The organism is Providencia sp. PROV033 (assembly GCF_028484855.1).
Classification (GTDB): domain Bacteria; phylum Pseudomonadota; class Gammaproteobacteria; order Enterobacterales; family Enterobacteriaceae; genus Providencia; species Providencia alcalifaciens.
Genome location: NZ_JAMPSW010000045.1, coordinates 1 through 24,427 on the forward strand (window position 1 = coordinate 1; position 24,427 = coordinate 24,427).

Here is a 24,427-nt window from a genome sequence, read left to right on the forward strand (position 1 = left end):
GAAAAGTATTGCATAATTTACGTATATTTTATTAAGGGAAGTGTTTAAAGGAGTTAAGTGGCGAGGTTATTCTCATTATAGTTTGCACATCAACCTACACTCTTTCATTTATTGGCGTATTATAGAGGCAAATTGGTCATACTTTCAGACGGATAAATTATGTTGCTGCGTTCAGGGGTAGCATTGGCTATCTTTTCCTACATCCTTTGGGGGATAACCCCGCTGTTTTATCGACTGTTACCTGATGCTCAAGCCATGGAGTTGCTGGCTCAACGATTGATCTGGTCTATTCCCTTTTTATTTGTTATTCGATTACTTATCAAAAACAAATCATTATGGAAGCAAGTATGGGCGGACAAACGCTCGATAGTGTTATGTCTTTTTAGTTCTTCCATTATGGCGGTGTCGTGGACGACATTCACTTATGCCTTAACGCACGGGCAAGTACTTGCCGCGAGCTTGGGCTACTTTATTAACCCGCTATTTTCCATCTTGCTTGGCGTGATTTTTTTACGGGAACGTTTGGTCTTTGCTGAAAAGTTGGCTGTCGTGTTTATTTTTTCAGGAGTGGTTTACCAAATTATTCAATATGGCGAGCTACCTGTTTTAGCTTTAGTGATGGGGAGCGCATTTGCGGTTTATGGATTGATCCGCAAATTTATCCGCTTTGATGTCATTACGTCTCTATTCTTGGAGGCCTTATGGCTATTACCACTGGCAGTCGGTATCACTTGGTGGTTATCTGCCCATGGTATCAGTGCAGTAGCAAACGGGGATTGGCAAACGAAAATACTCTATATGCTAGCGGCACCTGTTACTATCATTCCACTCTTGTTCTTTACCGCAGCTATTAAGCGCACAACGCTGACGGTTATTGGCTTAGCACAGTATATAGAGCCAACCATTCAATTCTTATTAGCGGTGTTCCTGTTTAATGAAGTGTTCGACTGGGTTAAAGGTGTGAGCTTCACCCTTATTTGGATTGGTTTACTATTCTGTGTCTTAGCGTTGTTGCATAAGCGCTATGGCAAGGGATCTCGCCGCCAACCGTATGTGACGGGGCGTGATGAGCCACCACAAATTTAGCCTGTAATTTTAAGCGATTAGCGTTATTTTCTAGTCGGTATATTGCCTATTGGCTCTTCGATGATAGTCAGGGCAAACGATTGCGTATATAATCCCAACCATCTTTTTATACATTATCTTTTTAAGCAGCAAAATTAATCTCTTGGGATATAAGGTCATTATCATGAGCCAATTAGGTACTGCACTTTGTTCTAGCGCGACAAAAGTTATGCTTCTCGGATCTGGGGAGTTAGGTAAAGAAGTGGCGATTGAGTGCCAGCGTTTAGGTATAGAAGTGATTGCGGTCGATCGTTATGACAACGCACCTGCTATGCATGTTGCTCATCGCAGCTATACTCTCAATATGCTAGATGGCGACGCATTGCGGCAGTTAGTGGCGAGCGAAAAACCGGATTTTATTGTGCCAGAGATTGAAGCCATTGCGACAAAAACCTTGGTTGACTTAGAGCGACAAGGGCAGAAGGTTGTACCCTCTGCGAATGCTGTTTACCTCACGATGAATCGTGAAGGAATTCGCCGTTTAGCGGCTGAAGAGTTGCAACTACCCACCTCTGAATACCGTTTTGTAGAAACCAAAGCGGACTTTGAAGCTGCTGCCCATGAAATTGGTTTCCCATGTATTGTCAAACCGGTGATGAGTTCTTCAGGCAAAGGGCAGAGCGTGATCCGTTCCGCGGAGCAGTTAGACAGTGCGTGGAACTACTCTCAAGAAGGCGGTCGAACGGGTCAAGGACGCGTTATCGTCGAAAAGATGGTGAATTTCGATTTTGAAATTACGTTATTAACTATCAACGCGGTAGATGGCGTTCATTTTTGTGCGCCAGTGGGCCATCGTCAAGAAAAAGGTGACTATCGAGAGTCTTGGCAGCCACAGACCATGAGTGACGTTGCTTTGAAAAAAGCGCAAGACGTGGCGAAAAAAATCGTGACAGCGTTAGGGGGATACGGTTTATTTGGTGTGGAATTGTTTGTTTGTGGGGACGAGATTATTTTTAATGAAGTCTCTCCGCGCCCTCATGATACTGGCATGGTAACACTGATTTCCCAAAATCTTTCTGAATTTGCTTTACATGTTCGCGCTTTTTTGGGCTTGCCAATTGGTTCTATTCGCCAATACGGTGCCAGCGCATCAGCGGTTATTTTACCGGAACTTCATAGTCGTAATGTGGTTTTCACGGGAATCGATGAGGCATTAAATTCTGATATTCAATTGCGCTTATTTGGTAAACCGGAAATCGCGGGAACTCGCCGTCTAGGTGTGGCATTGGCGATTGGGGATTCGATAGAGCAAGCGTTAGAGATGGCGAAAGTGGCGGCGGCTAGAGTGAAAGTAACAGGTTAGTGATTATCCCCCGCCTGTTGGGTTTTGGCGGGGGCTTTTTAGGGTGATTATTGTCTATCTTCAATAATCATCGCGGCAGCGCGTTCCGCAATCATAATGGTTGGTGCATTGGTATTGCCACTTGGAATTTCAGGCATCACGGAACAGTCCACCACGCGCAGCTTATTTATTCCGTGAACACGAAGACGTAAATCAGTGACGGAATTTGCAATATCGGTACCCATACGGCAAGTACCAACTGGGTGGTATACGGTTTTACAGAAATTACGTACAAATTCTTCTAATTGACCCTCATCATGCTGAACTTGGGCAGGTGGCATCAACGTATTTTTACTGACAGCTTGTAATGATGGCTGGCTTAACACATCTAAACCAAATTTTACCGCACGTTTGCAACCCTCCATATCTTCAGGATCAGCTAAGTAATTGGCATGAATTTTTAATGGGTCTTGCGGGTTTTGGCTACGCAGTAAAATTTTTCCGCGAGACTTAGGTTGTAAGTAACCGACTTTCAGTGAAAAACCATGAGCGGCGGGTAGAGGCTCTCCCGGTACATCATCCCAGCTATCTAAAATAGGCAAAAAGTGAATTTGCACATCAGGGCGGCCTTGGTTACAGCTGTCTTTAAAGGCGGCGCCTTCTAAAACGTTAGAGGCGAGTAGCCCACTGCGAAATGCCATCCACTCAAAACCATGCTTGATAGCGGCAAAGCCTTGGTCTGCACCAAATAAGCTGATGGGTTCTTTGGTGGTGACGTTGATGGACATGTGTAGGTGGTCATGAAAGTTTTCGCCTACCGGTAAATTAGCCACTGTTTTGATCCCTAAAGCGGAAAGGTGTTCTTCTGGTCCGATACCAGAAAGCATCAATAACTTCGCGGATCCCATTGCGCCGGAGCAAACCAGCACTTCTTCACGAGCAAAGGCTTCGACTTCGTGACCATTTTTACCTTGGTAAGCCACGCCAACCGCTTGCCCATCGCGAATAATAATGCGATTAACTTGGGTATTAAGTTTGAGAGTTAAACGGTCGCTATTTGCCACTGATTTCAAATAGGTTTTGGAGGTGCTGGCTCTTTCCCCATTATGTGTGGTGGTTTGATAGAAACTGGTTCCTTGTTGGCTCTCGCCATTCAGGTCATTAACGTAAGGTAAACCATGTTCTTGAGCCGCTTGAATGAATGCCATAGAAAGTGGATGGCGATAGCGGTTTTCGCTAACGGGAAGGGGTCCTTCAGTGCCGTGGTATTCACCCGTTAGGCTTTCGTTGCGTTCGGCTTTTTTAAACCACGGTAGAACATCTTGATAACCCCAGCCTTCACAGCCGTACTTTTGTTCCCAGTTATCGTAATCTTGTTTTTGCCCACGAATGTAGATCATACCGTTGACGGAACTACTGCCTCCCAGCACGCGACCCTGAGCAATTTGCATTTTGCGGTTGTTGGCATGAGGTTCTGGTTCGGTTTCATAGGGCCAGCTTTTTTGGGCAATAATTTTTGCGACCCCTGCAGGCATACGGATAAACATGTGGTTATCGCTACCGCCTGCTTCAATGAGCAGCACGCGAGCTTGGGTTTCTTGGATCAGGCGAGCGGCGAGAACACAACCTGCGGAGCCTGCACCGACAATAATATAGTCATATTTTTGTGTGCTCATGTTCACTCTCTTATCTAAATTAACATCAAATCATCATTTATTTAACAATACCCTCTTGAATTATTAATGTATAAATAATGTTCCGTTAGTGTGATTGGCTTCAAAAATAATTTCCTATGTAACTATTTTTGATTTTCTCTATTTATTGTTATTTAAGGAGTAAATATTTATTTTTCGATTTTAGCTCTTAATCGTTATTGTTATTAATAAGTTAATGTTTTGCGTTTTTGACGACTTTTAGTGCTAGAAAGTAAGAATAAAAGTGCAGTTCCATAAAGGAATTGCGTATTGTCTGATACCCATTTTTGTGACTTTGGGAGATTCTGAGTGCTCGATAAAAATGAATGGGTGTTTATCAATGAAAGCGAGACTCATAAAAAGCAGTTTGATGGGATTATGGGGTACGATGTTCATGGCAACAGTGGCTCAAGCCATGCCGATTGAGGACCAATTTCAGCTAATGGCGGAAGGTGAGAGTGAAAAAATCCGTTGCTTTGAATCTTCTTCGCCTTTCCTTTATTGTCTTAAAGGAAGCGTATACACAAAAAGTGGTATTAGACTCGTGGATAAGCACGGTAATGAAGTGTATCAATTTTACTATTTTGATAATGGTCTCGACCCTGAGAGTGAAGGGCTATACCGAATTCGTCAGGGTGAAAAGATTGGTTATGCCAACGCAAGAACTGGAGAGATTGTGATTAAGCCAATCTACGATTGTGCATATCCATTCGAAAACGGTAAGGCCAAGGTTGGTATGAAGTGTCAGCAACAAACAGATGGGGAACATCGCTGGTGGGTAGGCGGTGAATGGCAAGAAATTGTTAATCCTTTGAACATGAAAAATTAGCGTTTTATTCATGTGTTAAGTGCATAAATTTAACAAAAGTCACAATGCAAACATGATTTTAAATATTGTTTAACTTATTGAAATGAAAAATATTTGCAATATAGATCACATTTTTCAAGGGTTTGGCGTCGCTTGAAAACCATTCACTGCAAAAAACTAACCGCTTAATTCTGTATGCCACCACTCAAGGTAACTTTTCTCTTTTCCTGATAGTAATTTCTTACCATACCCACTATGGCAGAACTCAATTTTTCACATTCAAAATCATTCAACCACTGCCTATTAAAAAATTATTTGTTATTCATCGAAAGCGACTAAAACCAACGCTTTCGCCGTTTAATAAATCGCAATTACGCATTAATGGCATGTTCGTTCTACCTCAGAAGGGTGTTCTATGAACAAAAATGGTATTTTAAAACACATTCCATGGATGATCCTCGGGATCATCGGTGCAATCTGTTTGGGTGTTGTCGCGTTAAGACGTGGGGAACACATCAGTGCACTGTGGATCGTCGTCGCTTCCGTGGCGGTGTATCTGATTGCATATCGTTACTACAGCTTATATATCGCTAAAAAAGTGATGCAGCTGGATGAAACACGTGCTACGCCAGCGGTCATTAATAATGACGGCTTAAACTATGTTCCAACCAATAAGAACGTTCTGTTTGGTCACCACTTTGCAGCTATCGCAGGGGCGGGTCCATTAGTGGGACCCGTATTGGCGGCTCAGGTTGGTTATTTACCGGGAACGTTATGGCTGTTAGCTGGGGTGGTCCTTGCGGGGGCTGTGCAGGACTTTATGGTGCTGTTTATCTCCTCACGCCGTAATGGTGCATCCCTTGGTGAGATAGTTAAAGAAGAATTGGGGCCAATTCCAGGTACACTGGCACTGTTTGGCTGCTTCTTAATTATGATCATTATCCTTGCGGTATTAGCATTGATCGTGGTTAAGGCTCTGGCAGAAAGCCCATGGGGTGTGTTCACGGTTTGCTCCACTGTGCCGATTGCGCTGTTTATGGGGATATACATGCGCTATATCCGACCAGGACGTGTGGGTGAAATTGCCGTTATCGGTATTGCACTGTTAGTCGCTTCTATTTGGTTTGGTGGTGTGATTGCTCATGACCCATACTGGGGTCCAGCGCTGACCTTTAAAGATACGACGATTACTTATGCATTAGTCGGTTATGCGTTTGTTTCAGCGTTATTGCCAGTATGGCTGATTCTGGCTCCTCGTGACTACTTAGCGACATTCCTGAAAATCGGGGTTATCGTTGGTTTAGCGGTGGGTATTGTTATCCTGAACCCTGAGCTGAAAATGCCAGCGGTGACACAGTTTGTTGATGGTTCAGGTCCAGTGTGGAAAGGTACACTGTTCCCATTCCTGTTCATCACCATTGCGTGTGGTGCGGTGTCTGGTTTCCACGCCTTAATTTCTTCGGGTACGACGCCAAAACTGCTCGCGAACGAAAAAGATGGGCGTTACATCGGTTACGGTGCGATGTTAATGGAATCTTTCGTGGCTATCATGGCGTTAGTCGCCGCTTCTATCATCGAACCAGGTCTGTACTTTGCAATGAACACTCCACCATCAGCATTAGGTATCACTATGCCTAACCTGCATGAGCTGGGTGGTCCAGATGGCGCTGCAATTATGGCGCAACTGAAAGATGTTTCTGTTCATGCGGCAGCAACAGTGAGTTCATGGGGCTTTGTGATTTCGCCTGAACAAATCATGCAAACAGCAAAAGACATCGGTGAACCTTCTATTCTGAACCGTGCGGGTGGTGCGCCAACCTTAGCTGTCGGTATTGCGTTTGTATTCCACGAAATTATGCCAGCTGCCAACATGGGCTTCTGGTATCACTTCGGTATTCTGTTTGAAGCGCTGTTTATCTTAACCGCACTGGATGCGGGTACCCGTTCTGGTCGCTTTATGCTGCAAGATTTACTGGGTAACTTCGTGCCATTCCTGAAGAAAACCGACTCTCTGTTTGCGGGTATCATCGGCACTGCGGGATGCGTAGGTTTATGGGGTTACTTGCTGTATCAAGGTGTTGTTGACCCTCTGGGCGGCGTTAAGAGCTTGTGGCCACTGTTCGGTATCTCCAACCAGATGTTGGCAGCGGTGGCGTTAGTCCTGAGTACTGTTGTACTGATTAAGATGAAACGCAGCAAATATATCTTAGTGACTGTGTTACCAGCAGTATGGTTATTAATCTGTACAACATGGGCATTAGGACTGAAATTATTCAGCGATAATCCTCAACTGGAAGGTTTCTTATACTTAGCGAAATCTTACAAAGAGAAAATCGCCGCAGGTGGTGCTGATTTAACGGCACAAGAAATTACGAATATGAATCACATTATTATCAATAACTACACCAATGCGGGTCTGAGTATTCTGTTCTTAGTGGTGGTTTACGGTATTATCTTCTTTGGTATCCGTGTGGCAATGAAAGCCCAGAAAAACCCAAATCGTACAGATAAAGAAACCCCTTATGTTCCTGTTCCTAAAGAGGGTGTGAAAGTGTCATCATCACACTAAGGACACAAAAATGATTCGAGATTTTATTCACTCGAAACAGTAAGGGAAGCCCGACATTGTACAAAAATGCAGTGTCGGGCATTTTGCCTTTGGAGAGAGTTATGTTTGGAAACTTGGGTAAAACCGGAAAATATTTAGGTCAGGCGGCTCGAATGCTGGTCGGGATCCCCGATTACGATACCTATGTGCAGCATATGAAAGACAATCACCCAGATAAACCCGTGATGACCTATAAGGAATTTTTTCGTGAAAGACAAGATGCTCGCTACGGCGGTGGTGGTAAAGGCGGATTTCGCTGCTGTTAACGGATAATCCTGTAAACGAATGATCCTATAAATGTATAGCGTGATGAGGGCAATAATGAAACCAATCAATGTAACGATTTTAACGGGCTTTTTGGGCGCAGGGAAAACGACGCTATTGAGCCATATTCTCAATGAGGATCATGGACATAAAATTGCCGTGATTGAAAATGAATTTGGTGAAGTGCCTATCGATAATGCGTTGATTGGCGATCGTGCCACTCAAATTACGACGTTAAGTAATGGGTGTATTTGTTGCAGTCGTTCCAATGAATTAGAGAACGCGCTACTGGATCTATTAGATGGTTTGGACAGCGGTAAACTGGATTTTGACCGTTTAGTCATCGAGTGCACAGGAATGGCTGATCCAGGACCTATTACGCAAACTTTTTTCTCCCATGATGTTCTGTGTGAACGTTATTTATTGGATGGCATCATTACGTTAGTGGATGCGGTACATGCTGATAAACAGCTAAATGATTTCGCTATTGCTCAAGCCCAAATTGGCTACGCCGATAGAATTTTACTGACTAAAACCGATATCGAGCCAAATAACGACGCTTTAATTGAGCGTTTACAGAGAATTAATGCCCGAGCGCCGATTTATCCGGTGGTTCATGGGGATATTAATTTAGATTTGTTGTTAGATATTGAAGGCTTTTTGCTGGATTCAAAACTCAATGTTAAACAGCCGACTTTCCGTTTTGCACCTAAGCAGCAAAATGAGGTGGGCTCCATTGTCTTGGAGTTTGATTATCCCGTTGAGTTGATGGCGGTATCTCAAGTGATGGAAGATTTACTGCTTGGTTTCGCAGATAATTTATTACGTTATAAAGGTATTCTATCCATTATCGATGAACCAAAACGTCTGTTATTTCAAGGTGTCCAGCGCCTGTATAGCGCCGATTGGGATCGGGATTGGGAAGAGGGCGAAAAGCGCAGCAGCGTCCTCGTTTTCATCGGTATCGACCTCCCAGAAGCCGAAATTCGCGAAAAATTCGCTGCACTAGAAACTCAATAAAAACTCAATAAAAACAAAGAAGAAGCTAACAGAAGATTCTAATTCAAAGATATTCGAGTTGTCGCAAGGCGGTAATCGAGTTAAGGGCTAGGAGCATACATAAGTATGTGACTAGCCTTAACGAGTGCAACCAACACAGCGACAGCTCGAAGAGCGAAGAATTAGCGAGCTTTGGAGGACATTATTTCGATTATTTGAATGTCCGTATGCCGCATTGACCCCGCAGCTAACGAACACAAGTTCGCAATCGACTGATCCACATCATCTGACACAATTCCGTCTGAGCCTCTTACGCAGCTATTATCTAGCGCCATCAATACGGCTTTATATGCCGCACTTGCGCTGGTGGAAACTTTCATTGCACAGCTATTGGATGCACCGTCACAGATCATGCCGCTCACGTCGCCGATCATACTGGAAATTGCCATTGCGACCACTTCATAGCGAGCTTCTAATAACCATGCAATCCCTGCGGCAGCGCCCATCGCCGCCGTGGTGGCTGCACATAATGCAGATAATGCAGGTAATTGGTTATGGATATAAATTGCCATCAAATGCGAAAGCATCAGTGCACGGGCTAATTGTTCTTCAGTAGATTGCAAATAATCTGCGGTAACAACCACAGGCATGGTTGCGGCAATACCTTGGTTACCGGAACCGGAATTACTCATTGCGGGGAGTACCGCACCACCCATACGTGCATCGGAGGCTGCCGTTGTGCGGATCATAATTTCGGATAATAAATCTTTGGACAATAAACCGCGGTCACGTTGAGCCTGTAGCGTTTTGCCGATATGCAGGCCGTAGCTATTACGCAAACCTTCTTGAGATAACGCATCATTTAAGTGAGCGGCTTCAAGAATGAAACGAATATCGTCTAAGGGTGCTTGAGTTGCGAACTCATAAACAGCCTTAGCAGTGACTTTAGGTAAGCTGACATCGGTACCACAATCAACGGGATCCCTCGTTTCTGTTTTACTCTCAGTAATATCGAACAGAACCTGATCACCGTGGATAATTTTGACAATATGCGTGTGAGAGCCTGCGATGATCACCGTGGCAGAATCATTTTCGCTATAGACTGTCGCTTCTGAATAAATAACATCATCACAAGGGGATTTAATATCAACGGTGATGGAGCCGTCCGCAAGCATCGCTTTACTGCGTGCAATCGCTTCCGGTGAGGCGGATTTTAATACTTCTAAACCTGCATCGGCATCACCACCAATTGCACCCAGAGCTGCTGCAATGGGTAAACCCACCATTCCTGTTCCAGGGACGGTGACACCCATTCCATTTTTCATTAAGTTTGGGGAAACAAACGCGGCAACGCGAACGACTGGTGATGGCAGATAAGATGCTGCTTTTGCCGCTGCATAAGCAAGGGAAATAGGTTCAGTACAGCCCAGTGCAGGCTTGACGTCTTGTTTAACAGCATTGATAAAATATTGCCAAAGGAGTTCTTCAGTTTGCGTTGCCATGGTGATATCCCTAAAAGTCATGTGGTGATGAAATTATTTTAATAAAGAGGGCGGAGAAAAACTTCACAATGTTTATGGATAAATCGGGATGGGAGAGAAAATTTATCTCTAACTCTGATTCTTAATAGAATATTTTTTTAAATATGATGCCGATCACAAAAATCCTACCTATTTTCATTGGTAGGATTTTGTGAAATTAGCTTTCTAAATCGAGGCGTTTACTTTGCCATTTACGCGAGCGCCAGCGCCACGCATTGGTGAGTCCACGAACCCACTCATCGACAAAGAAACCAATCCAAATACCGATTAACCCCATTTCCATTTTAATACCGAGGAAGTAGCCAAGCGGGATGGCAATGCCCCACATGAACAGGATGGCAGTGAATAATGGGAATTTCGCATCACCAGAGGCGCGTAAGGCATTGACCATAACGATATTGATCGTGCGTCCCGGCTCTAAGAAAACGGATAATAAGAAAATCGGCAGGAGTAGCTGAATAATGCCTTGGTCATCAGTTAAGCTATTCAGGATCGGTGAACGGAATAACCAGAACATAAATACCACACCAATCGTGACGTAAAAGCCCCATTTCAGGCTCTTAAAGGCGCGACGGTATGCATCGTCAAAGCGTTTAGCACCGACTAAATGCCCCACCATAATCTCATTACCGATACTGATAGAGATCCCAAACAGCATAATAAATAACGACAACTGGAAGTAGAGAGTTTGCGCCGCAAGAGCGGTTTCACCCATTAAGCCAATAAACGCAGATGCGGTCATAAAGTGCAGGATCCACACTAAGTTTTCACCCGCAGCAGGTAAACCAATATGCAGGATTTTACTCAGCATTTTGCTTGACCAGTGGATCAGCATCATTGGGGTAAATTTGATTCTTAAACCATAGAACAGCAAGCCGAAGAGTAAAATCACCGCAACTACACGTCCAACTACCGTTGACCATGCGACGCCTTCTAACCCATATTGTGGCAGACCAAAGAAACCATAGAGCACAATCATGTTACCTATCACAGTAATGATGTTGGCGATTAATGTGACCCACATGGCAGGCTGTGCTTTACCATAAACGCGTAAACAAGCTGCGAGAATGATAGAAATAGCTTCAGGAATTAAACAGATACCCAAAATGTGTAAATACGCATACCCATCATCCATTAAGTGGGATGGCGTATTCATGATGGTGAGAATTTTATAGCCAAAAAACAGTGCAATTAAGGCACTGGAAAAACCTAAAATAAAGTTAAAGGCGATGGAGATATGGATTGCTTGGCTGGCTTTGTCACGGCGACCCGCCCCAAGGTATTGGGCAATAACCACACTGCAACCAACACTAATAAAGTTAAAAATAGTAATAAAAAGGTCAAAAACTTGGTTTCCCACCCCCATAGCGGCGAGGTAGGCAGTGGATACATGGCTCACCATGTAGGTATTAATTAATAAGGTGGCCAAATGAAGGAAAATATCAATAAAGATTGGCCAACTGAGGGAATAGAGTGACCTCTCAGTGACATCGGACTGATGCATTAAGAACCTTTGTATATGTTTAAATAAAGGAAAGAACGAGATTTGCTCGGATTCTACCTCTAATCAGTGAAGTAACCTAGTAATAAAAGCCGGATATTTTTAGATAATTAAGCTTTGTTTAATCTACATAAATTTGTTATTGATATGTATCTTGTATTTGAAATATGACATCAGAATGACCGAGGAGTCACAATGACAAAAATTAAAACAGCAATAGTGGGTTACGGCAATATTGGTCGTTATGCACTAGAAGCTGTTCAAGCCGCTGATGATTTCGAATTAGTCGGAATTGTACGTCGTAATACCCAAGATATTCCAGCGGAATTGGCGACATATAAAGTGGTTGATGATATCGAGAAATTAGGCAGTGTGGATGTTGCATTACTGTGTTCCCCGACGCGTGCAATTGGCTCTTTAGCAGAGAAAATTTTAAGCCTAGGTATCAATACCGTCGATAGCTTTGATGTGCACTCTGATATTGTGGCATTAAAACATCAGCTTGACGGTGTGGCGAAGAAACATAACAGTGTATCGATTGTCTCGGCTGGTTGGGATCCGGGTTCTGACTCTATCATGCGTACGTTGATGTTGGCGATGGCGCCGAAAGGGGTGACCTACACCAACTTTGGTCCCGGTATGAGCATGGGACATAGTGTTGCGGCAAAAGCAGTCGACGGTGTAAAAGATGCACTTTCTGTCACCATTCCATTAGGGACAGGCGTTCATCGTCGTATGGTCTATGTGGAGCTTGACGCTGGGGCTAATTTTAACGATGTGGTCAGCGGGATCAAACAAGACAGCTATTTCTCTTCCGATGAAACGCATATTCGCCAAGTTGATAGTATTGATGCATTAAAAGATGTAGGACACGGCGTGCAGATGACTCATAAAGGCGTTTCTGGCGCAACGCATAACCAATTATTTGAATACTCAATGCGTATCAATAACCCCGCATTAACCTCTCAATTTATGGTATCAGCGGCTCGCGCGACCATGAAGCAGCCTGCAGGGGCTTATACCGTTATTGAAATTCCACCCGTGAATTTCCTACAAGGTGATTTAGATAGCTTAATTGCTAAGCTTGTTTAATCTATTGATAGCGTTAACCTCTAGTCGATAGAATCACGTTTTAATGGTGCGCAGAATGATGAATAGCATTGTGACCGCGTACCATTTTCTCTCCTCGCTTTTTATTTTATTCCCCTTCAGAATAACGCCATTATTTAGGATTGGTTCGATACAAGCATAAAAGAGTGCCAGCGGAGAAATGGAATGGAAACACCAAAGGAAAAGAAACCAGTTACGAATAAAAATAAAGGGAGCCAATCCTCATCGGCAAGTTTTTTCCCTAAGAATAAAGCGGTAAAAAGCGTCAAAGAGACCCACAATTCATTCAGTATCATTCGTGCCTTTTCGAAAATGATGAATTATGGATTTTCGTTATTCTATGTCGGTTTTATTATTTCAGTTTGGTTTTTCCCTGAGAATTACAGTGTAGAGATTATTTATAACCTCACATTGATCCTTATATTCGAGTTTATTTTGGTGCATTCCGGCGTATTTATGTCGGTATTTAAGAATTTTTTTGTGATATTAGGATTCGTCTTGGTTTATGGGCTTTTTGCACTGGCTATCAATGCCTCAGTGTTGGGGGACTCGCCTGTAATCCTCTATCTCTACAGTGCGACCGTTGTAAACCGGATGCTGTTTGGATTAACCAGCCGAACCGACCAAGAACGCCAAGAAAATCTTGGGTATTCCGCCTTAATGGCAATGAACTTTATGTTCAGTATCTTTACTGCGCTGTTGTTATCGTGGATGGTGCCATATGGTGGGCTGACACCCGAGTATCTGGAATCTATCCATTATTTGGACTCAATTGGTACAGGCGGGGAATTCCCTGAAAAACCCCATGTGGCGTTTGCGTTCGGGGTGCTCTATTTTTCGCTACCCGTTGTTTTACCTGCACTATTTGGACTGTTCAAATTACGTAAGAAGAGGATGCATCAAAGGGATGTGTAAGCAAAAAAATAAAGAAAAACGCCTACCGAAGTAGGCGTCCTGGTGTTGGCAAAAATAAAGTAAAACAAAATAAGGAATAAATATTAGCGGGTTATAGATTTAAATTGCTGTGTGGTTTCTTTTAATGCCACTTCTGTCGGTAAACGTTCCATGGAGCTTGCACCGTAGAAGCCGTGGCAATCAGGACAGTGAGCTAAAATATATTCGGCATCAGCTGGGGTCGCGATAGGTCCACCATGACACAGAATAATCACATCATCACGGACGGATTTCGCTGCGGTTGCCCAATCATTGATTAGTTTAACGCAATCGGCCAGTGTCACCGCCGTTTCGGCACCAATGTTACCGCCGGTAGTCAGACCCATATGTGGTACAATGATATCAGCCCCTGCTTGCGCCATCGCGATAGCATCTTCGCGACTAAAAACGTATGGTGTGGTTAATAACCCTTTTTCGTGTGCCATGCGGATCATCTCGACTTCTAACCCATAGCCCATACCAGTTTCTTCTAGATTAGCGCGGAAGTTACCGTCGATAAGACCCACGGTTGGGAAGTTTTGCACGCCAGCAAAGCCCGTAGCCTTGATATCATCAAGGAATTTATCGAATTGGCAGAATGGATCAGTACCGTTGACGCCAGCCAGCACGGGGGTGTGCTTCACGACTGGGAGAACTTCCTTCGCCATATCCATTACGATTTCGTTAGCATTGCCGTAAGCGAGCAGACCGGCTAGAGAACCGCGTCCCGCCATACGATAGCGACCTGAGTTATAGATAACGATTAAATCGATACCACCTGCTTCTTCACATTTAGCGGACAGACCTGTACCGGCACCGCCGCCAATGATGGGTTCTCCACGAGCAATCATCTCTCTGAAATGTTTCAGTAAGTCTTCGCGGTTATGTTTCATTAATGAACCTCTACTTATTTGTTATTTCCTGGTGTAATTCAATAACCTGATCACAGAATTCTGCTGAATTGATGTGGTGCGGGCTTAATATTAATTGTCGTTTTTTTGTTATGACTAAGTGTTTGGTTAATGCATCGATAAAGGCTTGATCAGCGGCAGGATCCCAGAATGGAGCCCCGTCAATATCGAGAGCAGAGAAACCAGCTGTTGGGATAATAAAGCGAATTTCGCCTTCACATACATTGAGCTTTTCGGCAATCCAACGTCCCATCTGGCGGTTTTCTTCAACGGTGGTTCTCATCAGCGTGACTTGAGCATTATGATGGTAAAATTGACGATCTTTATATTGCTCAGGTACGGTGGATGGGCGACCGAAGTTCACCATATCCAGTGCGCCGCAGGATAATACGCAAGGGGTTTGCGTCCGAGCGATAGCGCCGAAACGATCTTCATCACAAGCTAAAACGCCGCCAAAAAGATAATCACATACTTCAGTCGTGGTGATATCTAAAACCGAATCTAATAAACGGCTATCAATCAATTTTTCCATCGCTTTACCGCCACTTCCGGTTGCGTGGAAGACGAGGCAATCATGGTCAGATTCTAATTTGGCAGTCAGTTGCTGGACACACGGTGTTGTCACGCCAAACATAGTCAATGCAATGGCGGGTTTATTTTCAGTGACGTCAGTTTCGCCGTTATCAAACCAAACTGCGCCTGCAATTTGGTTTGCTGCATTTTTTAGAACCTTGCGTGAAATGACATTCAATCCAGAAACATCGGTGACGGAATACATCATGGAGATATCACTGGCGCCGATATACCCAGATATATCGCCTGATGCCATGGTGGAAACCATTAATTTTGGTATACCCACCGGTAAGATTTGCATTGCTGGTGTAATCAGTGCAGTCCCACCTGAGCCGCCTAGCCCAAGTATTGCGGCGACGTCAGTTTGTGCAGCTAGATAGAGGCTGAAAGCCTGCGCCATCGCTTCTATTGCTTTTCCTCGGTCGCCACAGAAAACGGCGCTGTTTCCTTGAGGATGGAAACTGGCAACCATATCTGCGGTGATATCCGCATGTTTGTCTAATTTTAGTGGCTGAGTGCTTAGATCAACGGTACGTACAGCAAGCCCTGCATTTTTAATTAAGTCACTGACATAAAAAAGCTCAGCACTTTTAGTGTCTAGGGTACTTGCAACATAAATAAAACCCTGATGCTTTGGCATAGAAAAATCCTTTTATTTTTTATGTAGGGGGAGGTGCTGAATTTTTCATCTTAATGAGATTATCGTATCATTTACGATAAGTTAATAATGAGACTATAGTCTCATTTTTTAAATTGTCTACTTGGATAATCGAAGAATGATTTGTATCTTTTTGATAAAGCATTATAAATAAGATGGTTATTGCAAAATGGTAAACTTAGAGTAGTGGTTTTTGTCCATGAATATTTAAATATAATGATTTACCGTACTGTATTTATAGCGTAATTTCGAGAACAAACATAATTATATACACGTCAAATGGGTAATAGAGTGGCTAACATCTTCGTGTTGTTAATCATCTTGCTATGCTCATAGAAAGGTGATTTTAAGGACTAAAACATGCCATTGAGTCATTTAATGCCAGATTATAAAGGAACGCGTAAACGCACTTATAACTTATTAGTTTCAACAGCAGTTGAGCTATTTGAAAAAGGGGCGATGCCATCAGTTTCCGAATTAGCGATAGAAGCTGGGGTTTCTCGAGCAACTGCCTATCGTTATTTTCCGACTCAAAGTGACCTTATTGCGGCGACAGTTAATGTTAGCCTTGGACCTATTTTGACGTGGAAACCTCAAAGCGAAAAAACAGAAGAGCGGATTGATGAATTGCTACGTTACGCATTTCCGCGCATGTTTGCCCATGAAGGGGTATTACGAGCCGCTCTGCAAACATCACTTCAGCAATGGGCTCTCGGTCGCTCATCCCCAACACCAGAACCTGCAGAAAAACGATTAGAGCGTGGTAACCGTAAAGACATTTTGGCGATGGTAACATTGCCGATGAAATCTGAATTTCCTGAAGAAATCATTAATAAGGTCATCAAAGCGTTTTCTGTCATTTATGGTTCGGAAATATTCTTGGTACTGAAAGATATTTGGAAATTGGATAATGACCAAGTCACCGAGATTGCACAGTGGATGGCAAAAGCAATTATTAATCAGGCTATTGCGGATAAACAGCACATTGAAAAGCCTTAGAAATTAATTCTGCCTAAATTTACCTAATATCCTTCTGTTTGTAGGGACATTTGAAGTGTGAAATCGTGAATATCGGGTAGGCGATAATTTAGGCACACTTAGCTTTATAACTTTGAATGATTATGAGGTAACTTATTCTCATAATTAATTATTTCAATGGTTATTGTCCGATGATGAAGCTGATAAAAATGGGTGTAGGAATTATTCTTTGTGCCATGATTGGTGGTGCACTCACTTATATCGGCATTCCTCTTGCATTAATGTTCGGGCCTATCCTTGCCATTATCATTTTTCACCGTTTTGGCCTGTTATTCCCTATTCCGAAACACACCATCACTTTTGTTCAAGTCACGCTAGGAACCTCTGTCGGTTTGATGTTCAATCAGGTTTCATTGTCGGACGCGGATAATTTATTGTTGTTGTTGTTAATGCTGGTGGTGTGCTTGGCCGTGCAGTTTTCGTTTAGTTTTTTCTGGTTTCACCGCAAGGTAGGGTGGACAAAACAGGAAGCGATGTTAGGCTCGGTGCCGGGAGCGATGGCTGCTATTCTTGCGTTAACAGATCACACTCATACACCGCCACAAAAAATTGTCATTTCCCATACTATTCGATTGATTATCCTTATTTTATTGGCAGGTTTGGTAGTAGGAAGCGAGGGCGATCCTCAGCCGCTAATTGAATGGCCAACGTTAACCCTGGAATCCACATTCTGGTTACTGGTGATTGTGACAGTGGGGGGGGTGATGGGATTGCTCTTACAACGACTCAGAGTGCCCGCACCATTTATGCTGACTTCCCTTGGGGCGGCAACCTTAATTCAAGGGTGGATTGATGTTCAGCTTCATTTTCCGTTGATGCTGACTGAGCTGAGCATGGTTTTAATCGGCATGAACATTGGTAACCACTTTATTGTCTTCCCGTTATCAGCCTTGATTAAAAATATTTACTCCTCAGCGCAAGTGGTGATTATTAATATTATTTTGACCTTTTTGATCACTGTATTTGCAGCATGGATCACGGGGTATGATATTGCAGTACTTTTGCTGGCTTGGGCTCCGGGCAGTATGGAAGCCATGACCTTTGCGGCGATCACGATGAATTTAGATGCAGGGTTTGTCATGTCTAACCATATTATTCGGATGGTGATCATTCAAACCATTCCATCGGTCGTGTTATTTTGGCAGGAACGTAAAGGAAAGAAAGAAGGATAAGAAGGAAACATGGTTCGATTTTGTCGATGGTGTTGCCGGCATGTTTCCGCATTCGGATTGCTTGATTATTTTACGTAAGCAAATAGACCTAGAGAATCCCTCGCTAAGGATTGGCATTTGAACTCTTGGGTGAGGGGAATGCCTTTTAAATCGTCATAACTTTCTTTATTCAGCTTGCTCATTTTATCTGAGTTGTAGTTGCCTAAATCCCATTTGTTACTTTTTGCAAAATAGACAATAGCGCGTTCAATTTCTCTGTCAGGAATTTGGGAATAGCCACAGTCGTATTTTAAATAAATAAACACAGCAGTCAGATCAGCGAGGTCTTCAGCTTCATTGGTTGAGAGTGCTTTAGCGGCGTTGGTTATCCCCAAAAGCATCATTAAGCATGACATTAATATAAATTTTTGCATTCGATATTCTATCTGGTTTTTATGTCAAGTTACATTAGCATAAGAACATACTCGCATTACATCAAGTTGCCTTATTTCTTTACGGCTACTGTGCACTTTAGATTATTTTGTGTATAGATTCGTTAGTCAATTCTAACTTTCTTAAATCTATGTAATAAATCCATATTAACTGAATGGGTTTATTGACCTTCCTGTAAGGGGAAGCTTTATCATCTCAATCATTAAACCACGTTTTGCTTGGCAAGGGCAATTTTAGACTTGTCACACTGTGCTCACTGATTGTTGATTTTGATAAATAAAAGGAAGGTTATCTATGTTACGTCGTGATTTTCTTAAGCTGAGTGCCATTGCCTATGCGGCTAGCGCACTGCCAGTTTGGAGCCGCATGGCTGTCGCAGCAGGGAATTACCCTACGCTCGCTATTCCACCAATAGTGGAACCGGATGCTCAAGGAAATATTCAAATCGCCATCAAGCAAGGTATTTCTCAGTTTGTGCCGGGTAAGAAGACTACAACGTGGGGATATAACGGCGATTTATTAGGACCTGCCTTGAGTTTAAAAAATGGGCAGTCAGTGAATATTAATATCACCAACCAGCTTCCTGAAGAGACGACAGTGCATTGGCACGGATTAGAAATTTCAGGGGAACAGGATGGGGGACCTCAAGCAATTATTGCCCCTGGCGCCAGTCGTAAAGTCAATTTCACACTTAATCAGCCAGAAGCGACCTGTTGGTTCCACCCTCATACTCATGGAAAAACAGGGCACCAAGTGGCAATGGGATTAGCGGGATTGGTGCTGGTCAAAGATGAAGATAGTCAAAAACATGGCTTACCGAGCGAGTGGGGCGTTGATGACATTCCGGTAATTTTGCAAGATAAGCGTTTGAAAGATGATGGGCAGATTGATTATCAATTGGATGTGATGAGTGCGGCGGTAGGCTGGTTTGGGGATATGATGCTCACCAACGGGGCTGTTTATCCTAAACACGTTGCACCGAAAGGTTGGATCCGTCTGAGATTATTAAATGGCTGTAATGCTCGCAGTTTAAATGTATCGACCAGCGATGGGCGCAAAATGTACGTGATAGGTAGTGATGGCGGGTTGCTCGCTGAACCTATTGCCTTGACCGAATTACCTATCTTAATGGGCGAGCGTTTTGAAGTACTGATTGATGCTTCAGATGGTCGTGCCTTTGATCTTGTGACCCTACCTGTTGGGCAAATGGGAATGACCCTTGCTCCGTTCGACCAACCCCTTCCTGTTTTACGTATCGAAACCACGCTCAGTGACGGAACAGGCAAATTACCGAGCCAGTTAGCAACGCTTGCCGCTATACCGTCTTTGACAGGGCTGAATCGTCGTAAATTCCATTTGATGATGGACATGCGTTTGGATATGCAAGGCATGATGATGCTGCGTGAAAAATATGGTCCGCAAGCTATGGGGAGTATGGGGGGACATGGCGGGATGATGGGCAATATGGATCATGGAAACATGAACCATGGCAATATGAATCACGGTAATATGTCCGGCATGCAGAACCGTGGTGGTCACTGTGGTTCCGGTGCGGATGAACTGGATATTCATAATGCCAATACCATCAATGGTCAGGTTTTCTCCATGACTCACCCTGCGTTTAATGCGCCACTGAATCAGCAGGAAATATGGGTGATTTCAGGGCGTGGCGATATGATGTTGCACCCGTTCCATGTACATGGCACGCGTTTTAGAATTCTCAAAGAAAATGGTCGCCCTGTCGAACCACATCGTCAAGGTTGGAAAGATATCGTAAAAGTGGAAGGGCAAGTGAGTGAGGTCTTGGTGGAGTTTAAACATACGGCAACACCTCAGCACCCTTATATGGCGCACTGTCATTTGTTGGAACATGAGGATACAGGCATGATGATGGGCTTTACCGTAAGTTAACGTTGCCAATGTGGCAGTGGCAACGTGGTCACTGCCATTGGTTTTGTCGTCGCGTCTTTGTGTGGCTTATGTTAAAATTACGCGCTTTCCATTCCCACACATGCGTAATAGATGATGAAACATACTCTGGATGTAATGATCTCTGAAGAAGAGATTGCTCAAAGAATCAGTGAATTAGCAGACAGCATTAGTGCTCATTACCAAGATAAACACGGTGAGTTAGTTCTGGTTGGTCTGTTAAAAGGCTCTTTCATTTTTATGGCAGATCTATGCCGTAAAATCACAGTACCTCATGAAGTTGATTTCATGACGGTATCAAGCTACGGCAATGCGATGACATCAAGCCGTGATGTGAAAATTGTGAAAGATTTAGATGAAGATATTCGCGGTAAGCATGTGCTGATCGTGGAAGATATCATTGACTCAGGCAATACCTTAAATAAAGTCCGTGAGATTTTTGGCTTACGTGAGCCAGCATCTGTGGCAATTTGTACGCTACTGGATAAGCCATCTCGCCGTGAAGTAGACGTGCCAGTTGAGTGGATCGGTTATTCAATCGAAGACAAATTTGTCGTAGGTTATGGTATCGACTACGCACAACAGTATCGTCATCTGCCTTATATTGGACACGTGACTTTGCTGGAAGAGTAATTAACTTTATTCTTTGCAATAAAAAGAGCAGCCTAGGCTGCTCTTTTGCTATTTAGCATCAGGAAATTATTTTTTCTGTGTGAGCTTAGAGATAGCCTCACGATAGCCTAACTCTAATTTTTCTCGGCTATCTGAAGTAATGTGTAAGTCATGCAAACGACCATTATTGATACCGTAAACCCAGCCATGGATCATGATATTTTGACCGCGTTTCCACGCAGATTGCATGATAGTCGAGTGACCTAAGTTATACACTTGCTCAACGACGTTTAATTCGCAAAGGCGATCTAAGCGCTCACAAGGTTTTAGTTCACCTAACATAGAGCTATGGCGATACCAGATATCACGGATGTGTAATAACCAGTTATTGATCAGGCCTAATTCGGTGTTATCCACCGCGGCTTCAATACCACCACATCCGTAGTGACCACAGATAATAATGTGTTCGACTTGCAGAACATCAACCGCATACTGAATAACGGATAAACAGTTTAAGTCCGTATGGATAACTAAGTTCGCCACATTACGGTGAACGAAGAGATCCCCAGGGGCTGCGTTGATCAGTTTTTCGGCAGGCACTCGACTGTCTGAACAGCCTATCCATAAAAATCTAGGTCTTTGAGCTTTTGATAATTCTTTAAAGAATTCAGGATCTTTTTCTTTTACAGAGGCTGACCATGCTTCGTTATTAGCAAACAGCTCTTCAATTTTTCTCATCATGACTTATAGCCTAGTTGTTTGTAGCTTAATTGTGTGACTTTGCGATAAAATCTTATACAGTATTTATTGATTAAATAATAATTAGTTATACTAATTTCATATCTATGATGAACCACTCATTTATACATGACAACCCTCAATTAGGGGGATGCTGAATAATACCTTGTTAAATTATTATCACTTTTCTGCATAACATCCGACAAGAAAAAGTGGCATCATTGTTCTATATTGCCTCCAAACAGCCCCAAGAATAAAGGTATTTTTAATATATGACTTACGCACTCGAACTATCGCAGCTGACGAAAACCTATGCAGGTGGTGTGAAAGCGTTGCGTGGAATTGATTTACGCGTGGAAGATGGTGATTTCTATGCCTTGCTTGGACCTAATGGTGCAGGAAAATCGACAACGATAGGGATTATTAGCTCATTGGTGAATAAAACCAGTGGTTCAGTCAGCGTGTTTGGCTATGACCTAGATAAGCAAGTTGTTCAAGCTAAACAGCAGCTTGGCTTAGTTCCCCAAGAATTTAATTTTAACCCATTTGAAACGGTATTGCAGATAGTCTTAAACCAAGCTGGCTATTATGGCGTTCCTCGCAATTTAGCGAACCAACGTGCTGAGCAATATCTTACTCAGCTGGATTTGTGGGAGAAGCGCAATGAGCGTGCGCGTAATTTATCTGGCGGGATGAAACGCCGCCTGATGATTGCTCGTGCTTTAATGCATCAGCCAAAATTACTCATTCTCGATGAGCCAACCGCCGGTGTTGATATTGAACTGCGTCGTTCTATGTGGACGTTTTTGAAAAAATTGAATGCACAAGGCACCACCATTATTTTGACGACCCACTATTTGGAAGAAGCGGAAATGCTGTGCCGTAATATCGGGATTATTCAGCATGGTGAGCTGGTGGAAAATACCAGTATGAAGCAGCTTTTAAGCCAATTAGAGTCAGAAACATTTATTTTTGACTTAATGCCGAAAAGCCCGCTTCCCGATTTGGTCGGATATGAGTCTCGCTTGGTGGATACCTCAACCCTTGAAGTCGATGTGAAGCGAGAGCAAGGGCTCAATGGGGTATTCAGTCAATTAAGTGACCAAGGAATTCAAATTTTGAGTATGCGTAATAAGGCGAACCGTCTAGAAGAGCTATTTGTTAGCTTAGTGAAAAAAGATAATCAAGTCTCTCAGAAGGAGAGTGTGTAATGTTCACTCTGTATTGGGTTGCCTTAAAAACTATCTGGATTAAAGAAGTGACTCGTTTTGGTCGTATCTGGGTACAAACTTTGTTGCCTCCAGTGATCACGATGTCGCTCTATTTTGTCATTTTCGGGAACTTAATTGGGTCTCGAATCGGTGACATGGGTGGTGTGGATTATATGCAGTTTATCGTCCCTGGTCTTATCATGATGGCGGTAATCACTAACTCATATTCAAACGTCTGTTCATCGTTTTTTGGTTCTAAATTCCAGAAAAATATTGAAGAGTTATTAGTGGCACCAGTTCCAACTCATGTGATTATCGCAGGTTTTGTGGGCGGTGGTGTTGCACGCGGAATTCTAGTTGGCTTCTTAGTCACCATTGTTTCGCTATTCTTCATCCCGTTGCAAGTTCATTCATGGTCAATGGTTGTGGTGACATTATTGCTAACTGCGATAGTGTTTTCTCTGGCGGGGCTTTTGAATGCGATTTTTGCCAAAACCTTTGATGATATCAGCATTGTTCCAACGTTCGTTTTAACCCCGTTGACGTATCTGGGTGGGGTATTCTATTCCTTATCGTTATTGCCACCATTCTGGCAGGCAGTGTCCAAGCTGAACCCGATTGTGTATATGATCAGCGGCTTTAGATATGGCTTTTTAGGCATTGCCGATGTGTCTATTGTCGTTACCTTAAGCGTATTAATGGTATTTTTAATTATTTTCTATGCACTGACATGGTATTTAATTGAGCAAGGAAGAGGCTTAAGAAGCTAATTTAGCGGAAGAGCAGAATTAAGAAAGGAAGTAAAACGGTGATGAGAATGAAAAATGCCCCTCTAAGGGGCATTTTTTGATATTAAGCGACTTGAACCGGCACTGCTTTGGCAATACGGCTCATGGTGTTATTCGCGTCAAAGTAAGCGACTTTAGGTTGATGCTGGCGGGCTTCTTCGTCAGGCAGCATGCCATAAGTGCAGATAATCAATTTATCACCAACAGCCGCACGGCGAGCCGCTGCACCATTAACGGAGATAATTTTAGAACCGCGTTCTCCTGCAATTGCATAAGTCGAGAAACGTTCGCCATTGTCCACATTATAAATATCGATCGCTTCATACTCTAAGATACCAACCGCATCTAAAAAATCCTGATCGATAGCGCAAGAGCCTTCGTAATGTAGATCTGCTTGGGTAACGGTGGCACGATGGAGCTTACCTAGTAGCATTTTTCTTTGCATTTCTTCTTCCTCATTCAAGCCACAGCGTTGTTGGCTGCGCGCTCTTGCCCTAGTC

22 protein-coding genes are annotated in these 24,427 nt (G+C 43.2%); 14 read left to right on the forward strand and 8 right to left on the reverse strand.

What is annotated here, in order from left to right; all coding sequences use genetic code 11:
- Nucleotides 1-159: 159 nt before the first annotated feature.
- Together rarD and purT are read left to right on the forward strand one after the other, a co-directional pair.
- Entirely contained in the window at nucleotides 160-1,086 is a 927-nt protein-coding gene (rarD, locus tag PSF16_RS09625) for an EamA family transporter RarD (protein ID WP_036978602.1), read from the forward strand.
- Nucleotides 1,087-1,249: 163 nt separating this feature from the next.
- On the forward strand, nucleotides 1,250-2,428 hold the full coding sequence (purT, locus tag PSF16_RS09630) for a formate-dependent phosphoribosylglycinamide formyltransferase (protein ID WP_036961552.1): 1,179 nt from the start codon (nucleotides 1,250-1,252) through the stop codon (nucleotides 2,426-2,428).
- Between the two features lie 47 nt (nucleotides 2,429-2,475).
- On the opposite strand, the gene PSF16_RS09635 is transcribed toward purT, so the two are convergent.
- On the reverse strand, nucleotides 2,476-4,083 hold the full coding sequence (locus PSF16_RS09635; protein ID WP_006661039.1) for a GMC family oxidoreductase: 1,608 nt from the start codon (nucleotides 4,081-4,083) through the stop codon (nucleotides 2,476-2,478).
- A 358-nt stretch (nucleotides 4,084-4,441) separates the two neighbouring features.
- Here PSF16_RS09635 and PSF16_RS09640 point away from each other — a divergent pair, with 358 nt between their 5' ends.
- The 4 genes from PSF16_RS09640 to yjiA all read left to right on the forward strand — a co-directional run bounded on the left by PSF16_RS09640 (nucleotide 4,442) and on the right by yjiA (nucleotide 8,801).
- Nucleotides 4,442-4,930, forward strand: coding sequence for a WG repeat-containing protein (locus tag PSF16_RS09640; RefSeq protein WP_006659344.1), 489 nt, complete (start codon nucleotides 4,442-4,444; stop codon nucleotides 4,928-4,930).
- A 394-nt stretch (nucleotides 4,931-5,324) separates the two neighbouring features.
- A complete protein-coding gene (locus PSF16_RS09645; RefSeq protein ID WP_272689173.1) occupies nucleotides 5,325-7,478 on the forward strand; it encodes a carbon starvation CstA family protein in 2,154 nt (717 codons plus the stop codon).
- Nucleotides 7,479-7,579: 101 nt separating this feature from the next.
- Complete coding sequence (locus PSF16_RS09650) at nucleotides 7,580-7,783, forward strand: YbdD/YjiX family protein (RefSeq protein ID WP_006659341.1); 204 nt, start codon at nucleotides 7,580-7,582, stop codon at nucleotides 7,781-7,783.
- Between the two features lie 55 nt (nucleotides 7,784-7,838).
- Complete coding sequence (yjiA, locus tag PSF16_RS09655; protein ID WP_006661041.1) at nucleotides 7,839-8,801, forward strand: GTPase; 963 nt, start codon at nucleotides 7,839-7,841, stop codon at nucleotides 8,799-8,801.
- Nucleotides 8,802-8,962: 161 nt separating this feature from the next.
- Here the strand turns inward: yjiA and PSF16_RS09660 are convergent, their stop codons facing one another.
- Nucleotides 8,963-10,282, reverse strand: coding sequence for an L-cysteine desulfidase family protein (locus tag PSF16_RS09660; RefSeq protein ID WP_006661042.1), 1,320 nt, complete (start codon nucleotides 10,280-10,282; stop codon nucleotides 8,963-8,965).
- Between the two features lie 196 nt (nucleotides 10,283-10,478).
- Entirely contained in the window at nucleotides 10,479-11,825 is a 1,347-nt protein-coding gene (locus PSF16_RS09665) for an MATE family efflux transporter (protein ID WP_006659338.1), read from the reverse strand.
- 192 nt (nucleotides 11,826-12,017) lie between these two features.
- On the opposite strand from PSF16_RS09665, the gene PSF16_RS09670 reads away from it, so the two are divergent.
- Nucleotides 12,018-12,914, forward strand: a complete 897-nt coding sequence (locus tag PSF16_RS09670) for a diaminopimelate dehydrogenase (protein ID WP_006659337.1) — start codon at nucleotides 12,018-12,020, stop codon at nucleotides 12,912-12,914.
- Between the two features lie 183 nt (nucleotides 12,915-13,097).
- The gene (locus PSF16_RS09675; RefSeq protein WP_272689174.1) at nucleotides 13,098-13,847 is read left to right on the forward strand and encodes a hypothetical protein; all 750 of its coding nucleotides are present in this window, start codon (nucleotides 13,098-13,100) and stop codon (nucleotides 13,845-13,847) included.
- An 83-nt stretch (nucleotides 13,848-13,930) separates the two neighbouring features.
- On the opposite strand, the gene PSF16_RS09680 is transcribed toward PSF16_RS09675, so the two are convergent.
- On the reverse strand, nucleotides 13,931-14,758 hold the full coding sequence (locus PSF16_RS09680) for a phosphoenolpyruvate hydrolase family protein (protein WP_006661045.1): 828 nt from the start codon (nucleotides 14,756-14,758) through the stop codon (nucleotides 13,931-13,933).
- Nucleotides 14,759-14,768: 10 nt separating this feature from the next.
- Nucleotides 14,769-15,989, reverse strand: coding sequence for a Tm-1-like ATP-binding domain-containing protein (locus PSF16_RS09685; RefSeq protein ID WP_006661046.1), 1,221 nt, complete (start codon nucleotides 15,987-15,989; stop codon nucleotides 14,769-14,771).
- 378 nt (nucleotides 15,990-16,367) lie between these two features.
- On the opposite strand from PSF16_RS09685, the gene PSF16_RS09690 reads away from it, so the two are divergent.
- Both PSF16_RS09690 and PSF16_RS09695 read left to right on the forward strand, forming a co-directional pair.
- Complete coding sequence (locus tag PSF16_RS09690) at nucleotides 16,368-17,006, forward strand: TetR/AcrR family transcriptional regulator (RefSeq protein ID WP_272689175.1); 639 nt, start codon at nucleotides 16,368-16,370, stop codon at nucleotides 17,004-17,006.
- Nucleotides 17,007-17,176: 170 nt separating this feature from the next.
- Nucleotides 17,177-18,217: an AbrB family transcriptional regulator gene (locus PSF16_RS09695; RefSeq protein WP_272689176.1), complete on the forward strand. Its 1,041-nt coding sequence runs from the start codon at nucleotides 17,177-17,179 to the stop codon at nucleotides 18,215-18,217.
- 65 nt (nucleotides 18,218-18,282) lie between these two features.
- On the opposite strand, the gene PSF16_RS09700 is transcribed toward PSF16_RS09695, so the two are convergent.
- Nucleotides 18,283-18,630 (reverse strand): YacC family pilotin-like protein, encoded by a 348-nt coding sequence (locus PSF16_RS09700; RefSeq protein WP_006661049.1) that lies wholly within the window; start codon nucleotides 18,628-18,630, stop codon nucleotides 18,283-18,285.
- A 313-nt stretch (nucleotides 18,631-18,943) separates the two neighbouring features.
- On the opposite strand from PSF16_RS09700, the gene cueO reads away from it, so the two are divergent.
- Nucleotides 18,944-20,560 (forward strand): multicopper oxidase CueO, encoded by a 1,617-nt coding sequence (gene cueO / locus PSF16_RS09705; RefSeq protein WP_272689177.1) that lies wholly within the window; start codon nucleotides 18,944-18,946, stop codon nucleotides 20,558-20,560.
- A gap of 114 nt (nucleotides 20,561-20,674) precedes the next feature.
- Nucleotides 20,675-21,211 (forward strand): hypoxanthine phosphoribosyltransferase, encoded by a 537-nt coding sequence (gene hpt / locus PSF16_RS09710; RefSeq protein WP_006661051.1) that lies wholly within the window; start codon nucleotides 20,675-20,677, stop codon nucleotides 21,209-21,211.
- Between the two features lie 66 nt (nucleotides 21,212-21,277).
- Here hpt and can read toward each other — a convergent pair whose 3' ends face one another.
- Nucleotides 21,278-21,931: a carbonate dehydratase gene (can, locus tag PSF16_RS09715; RefSeq protein WP_006659328.1), complete on the reverse strand. Its 654-nt coding sequence runs from the start codon at nucleotides 21,929-21,931 to the stop codon at nucleotides 21,278-21,280.
- A gap of 269 nt (nucleotides 21,932-22,200) precedes the next feature.
- Between can and PSF16_RS09720 the strand changes: the two genes are divergently transcribed.
- Entirely contained in the window at nucleotides 22,201-23,139 is a 939-nt protein-coding gene (locus PSF16_RS09720) for an ABC transporter ATP-binding protein (protein ID WP_006659327.1), read from the forward strand.
- Nucleotides 23,139-23,909: an ABC transporter permease gene (locus tag PSF16_RS09725; protein WP_006661053.1), complete on the forward strand. Its 771-nt coding sequence runs from the start codon at nucleotides 23,139-23,141 to the stop codon at nucleotides 23,907-23,909. Before PSF16_RS09720 ends, PSF16_RS09725 begins: the two co-directional genes overlap by 1 nt.
- 82 nt (nucleotides 23,910-23,991) lie before the next feature.
- On the opposite strand, the gene panD is transcribed toward PSF16_RS09725, so the two are convergent.
- The gene (gene panD / locus PSF16_RS09730) at nucleotides 23,992-24,372 is read right to left on the reverse strand and encodes an aspartate 1-decarboxylase (RefSeq protein ID WP_006659325.1); all 381 of its coding nucleotides are present in this window, start codon (nucleotides 24,370-24,372) and stop codon (nucleotides 23,992-23,994) included.
- Nucleotides 24,373-24,427 lie beyond the last annotated feature (55 nt).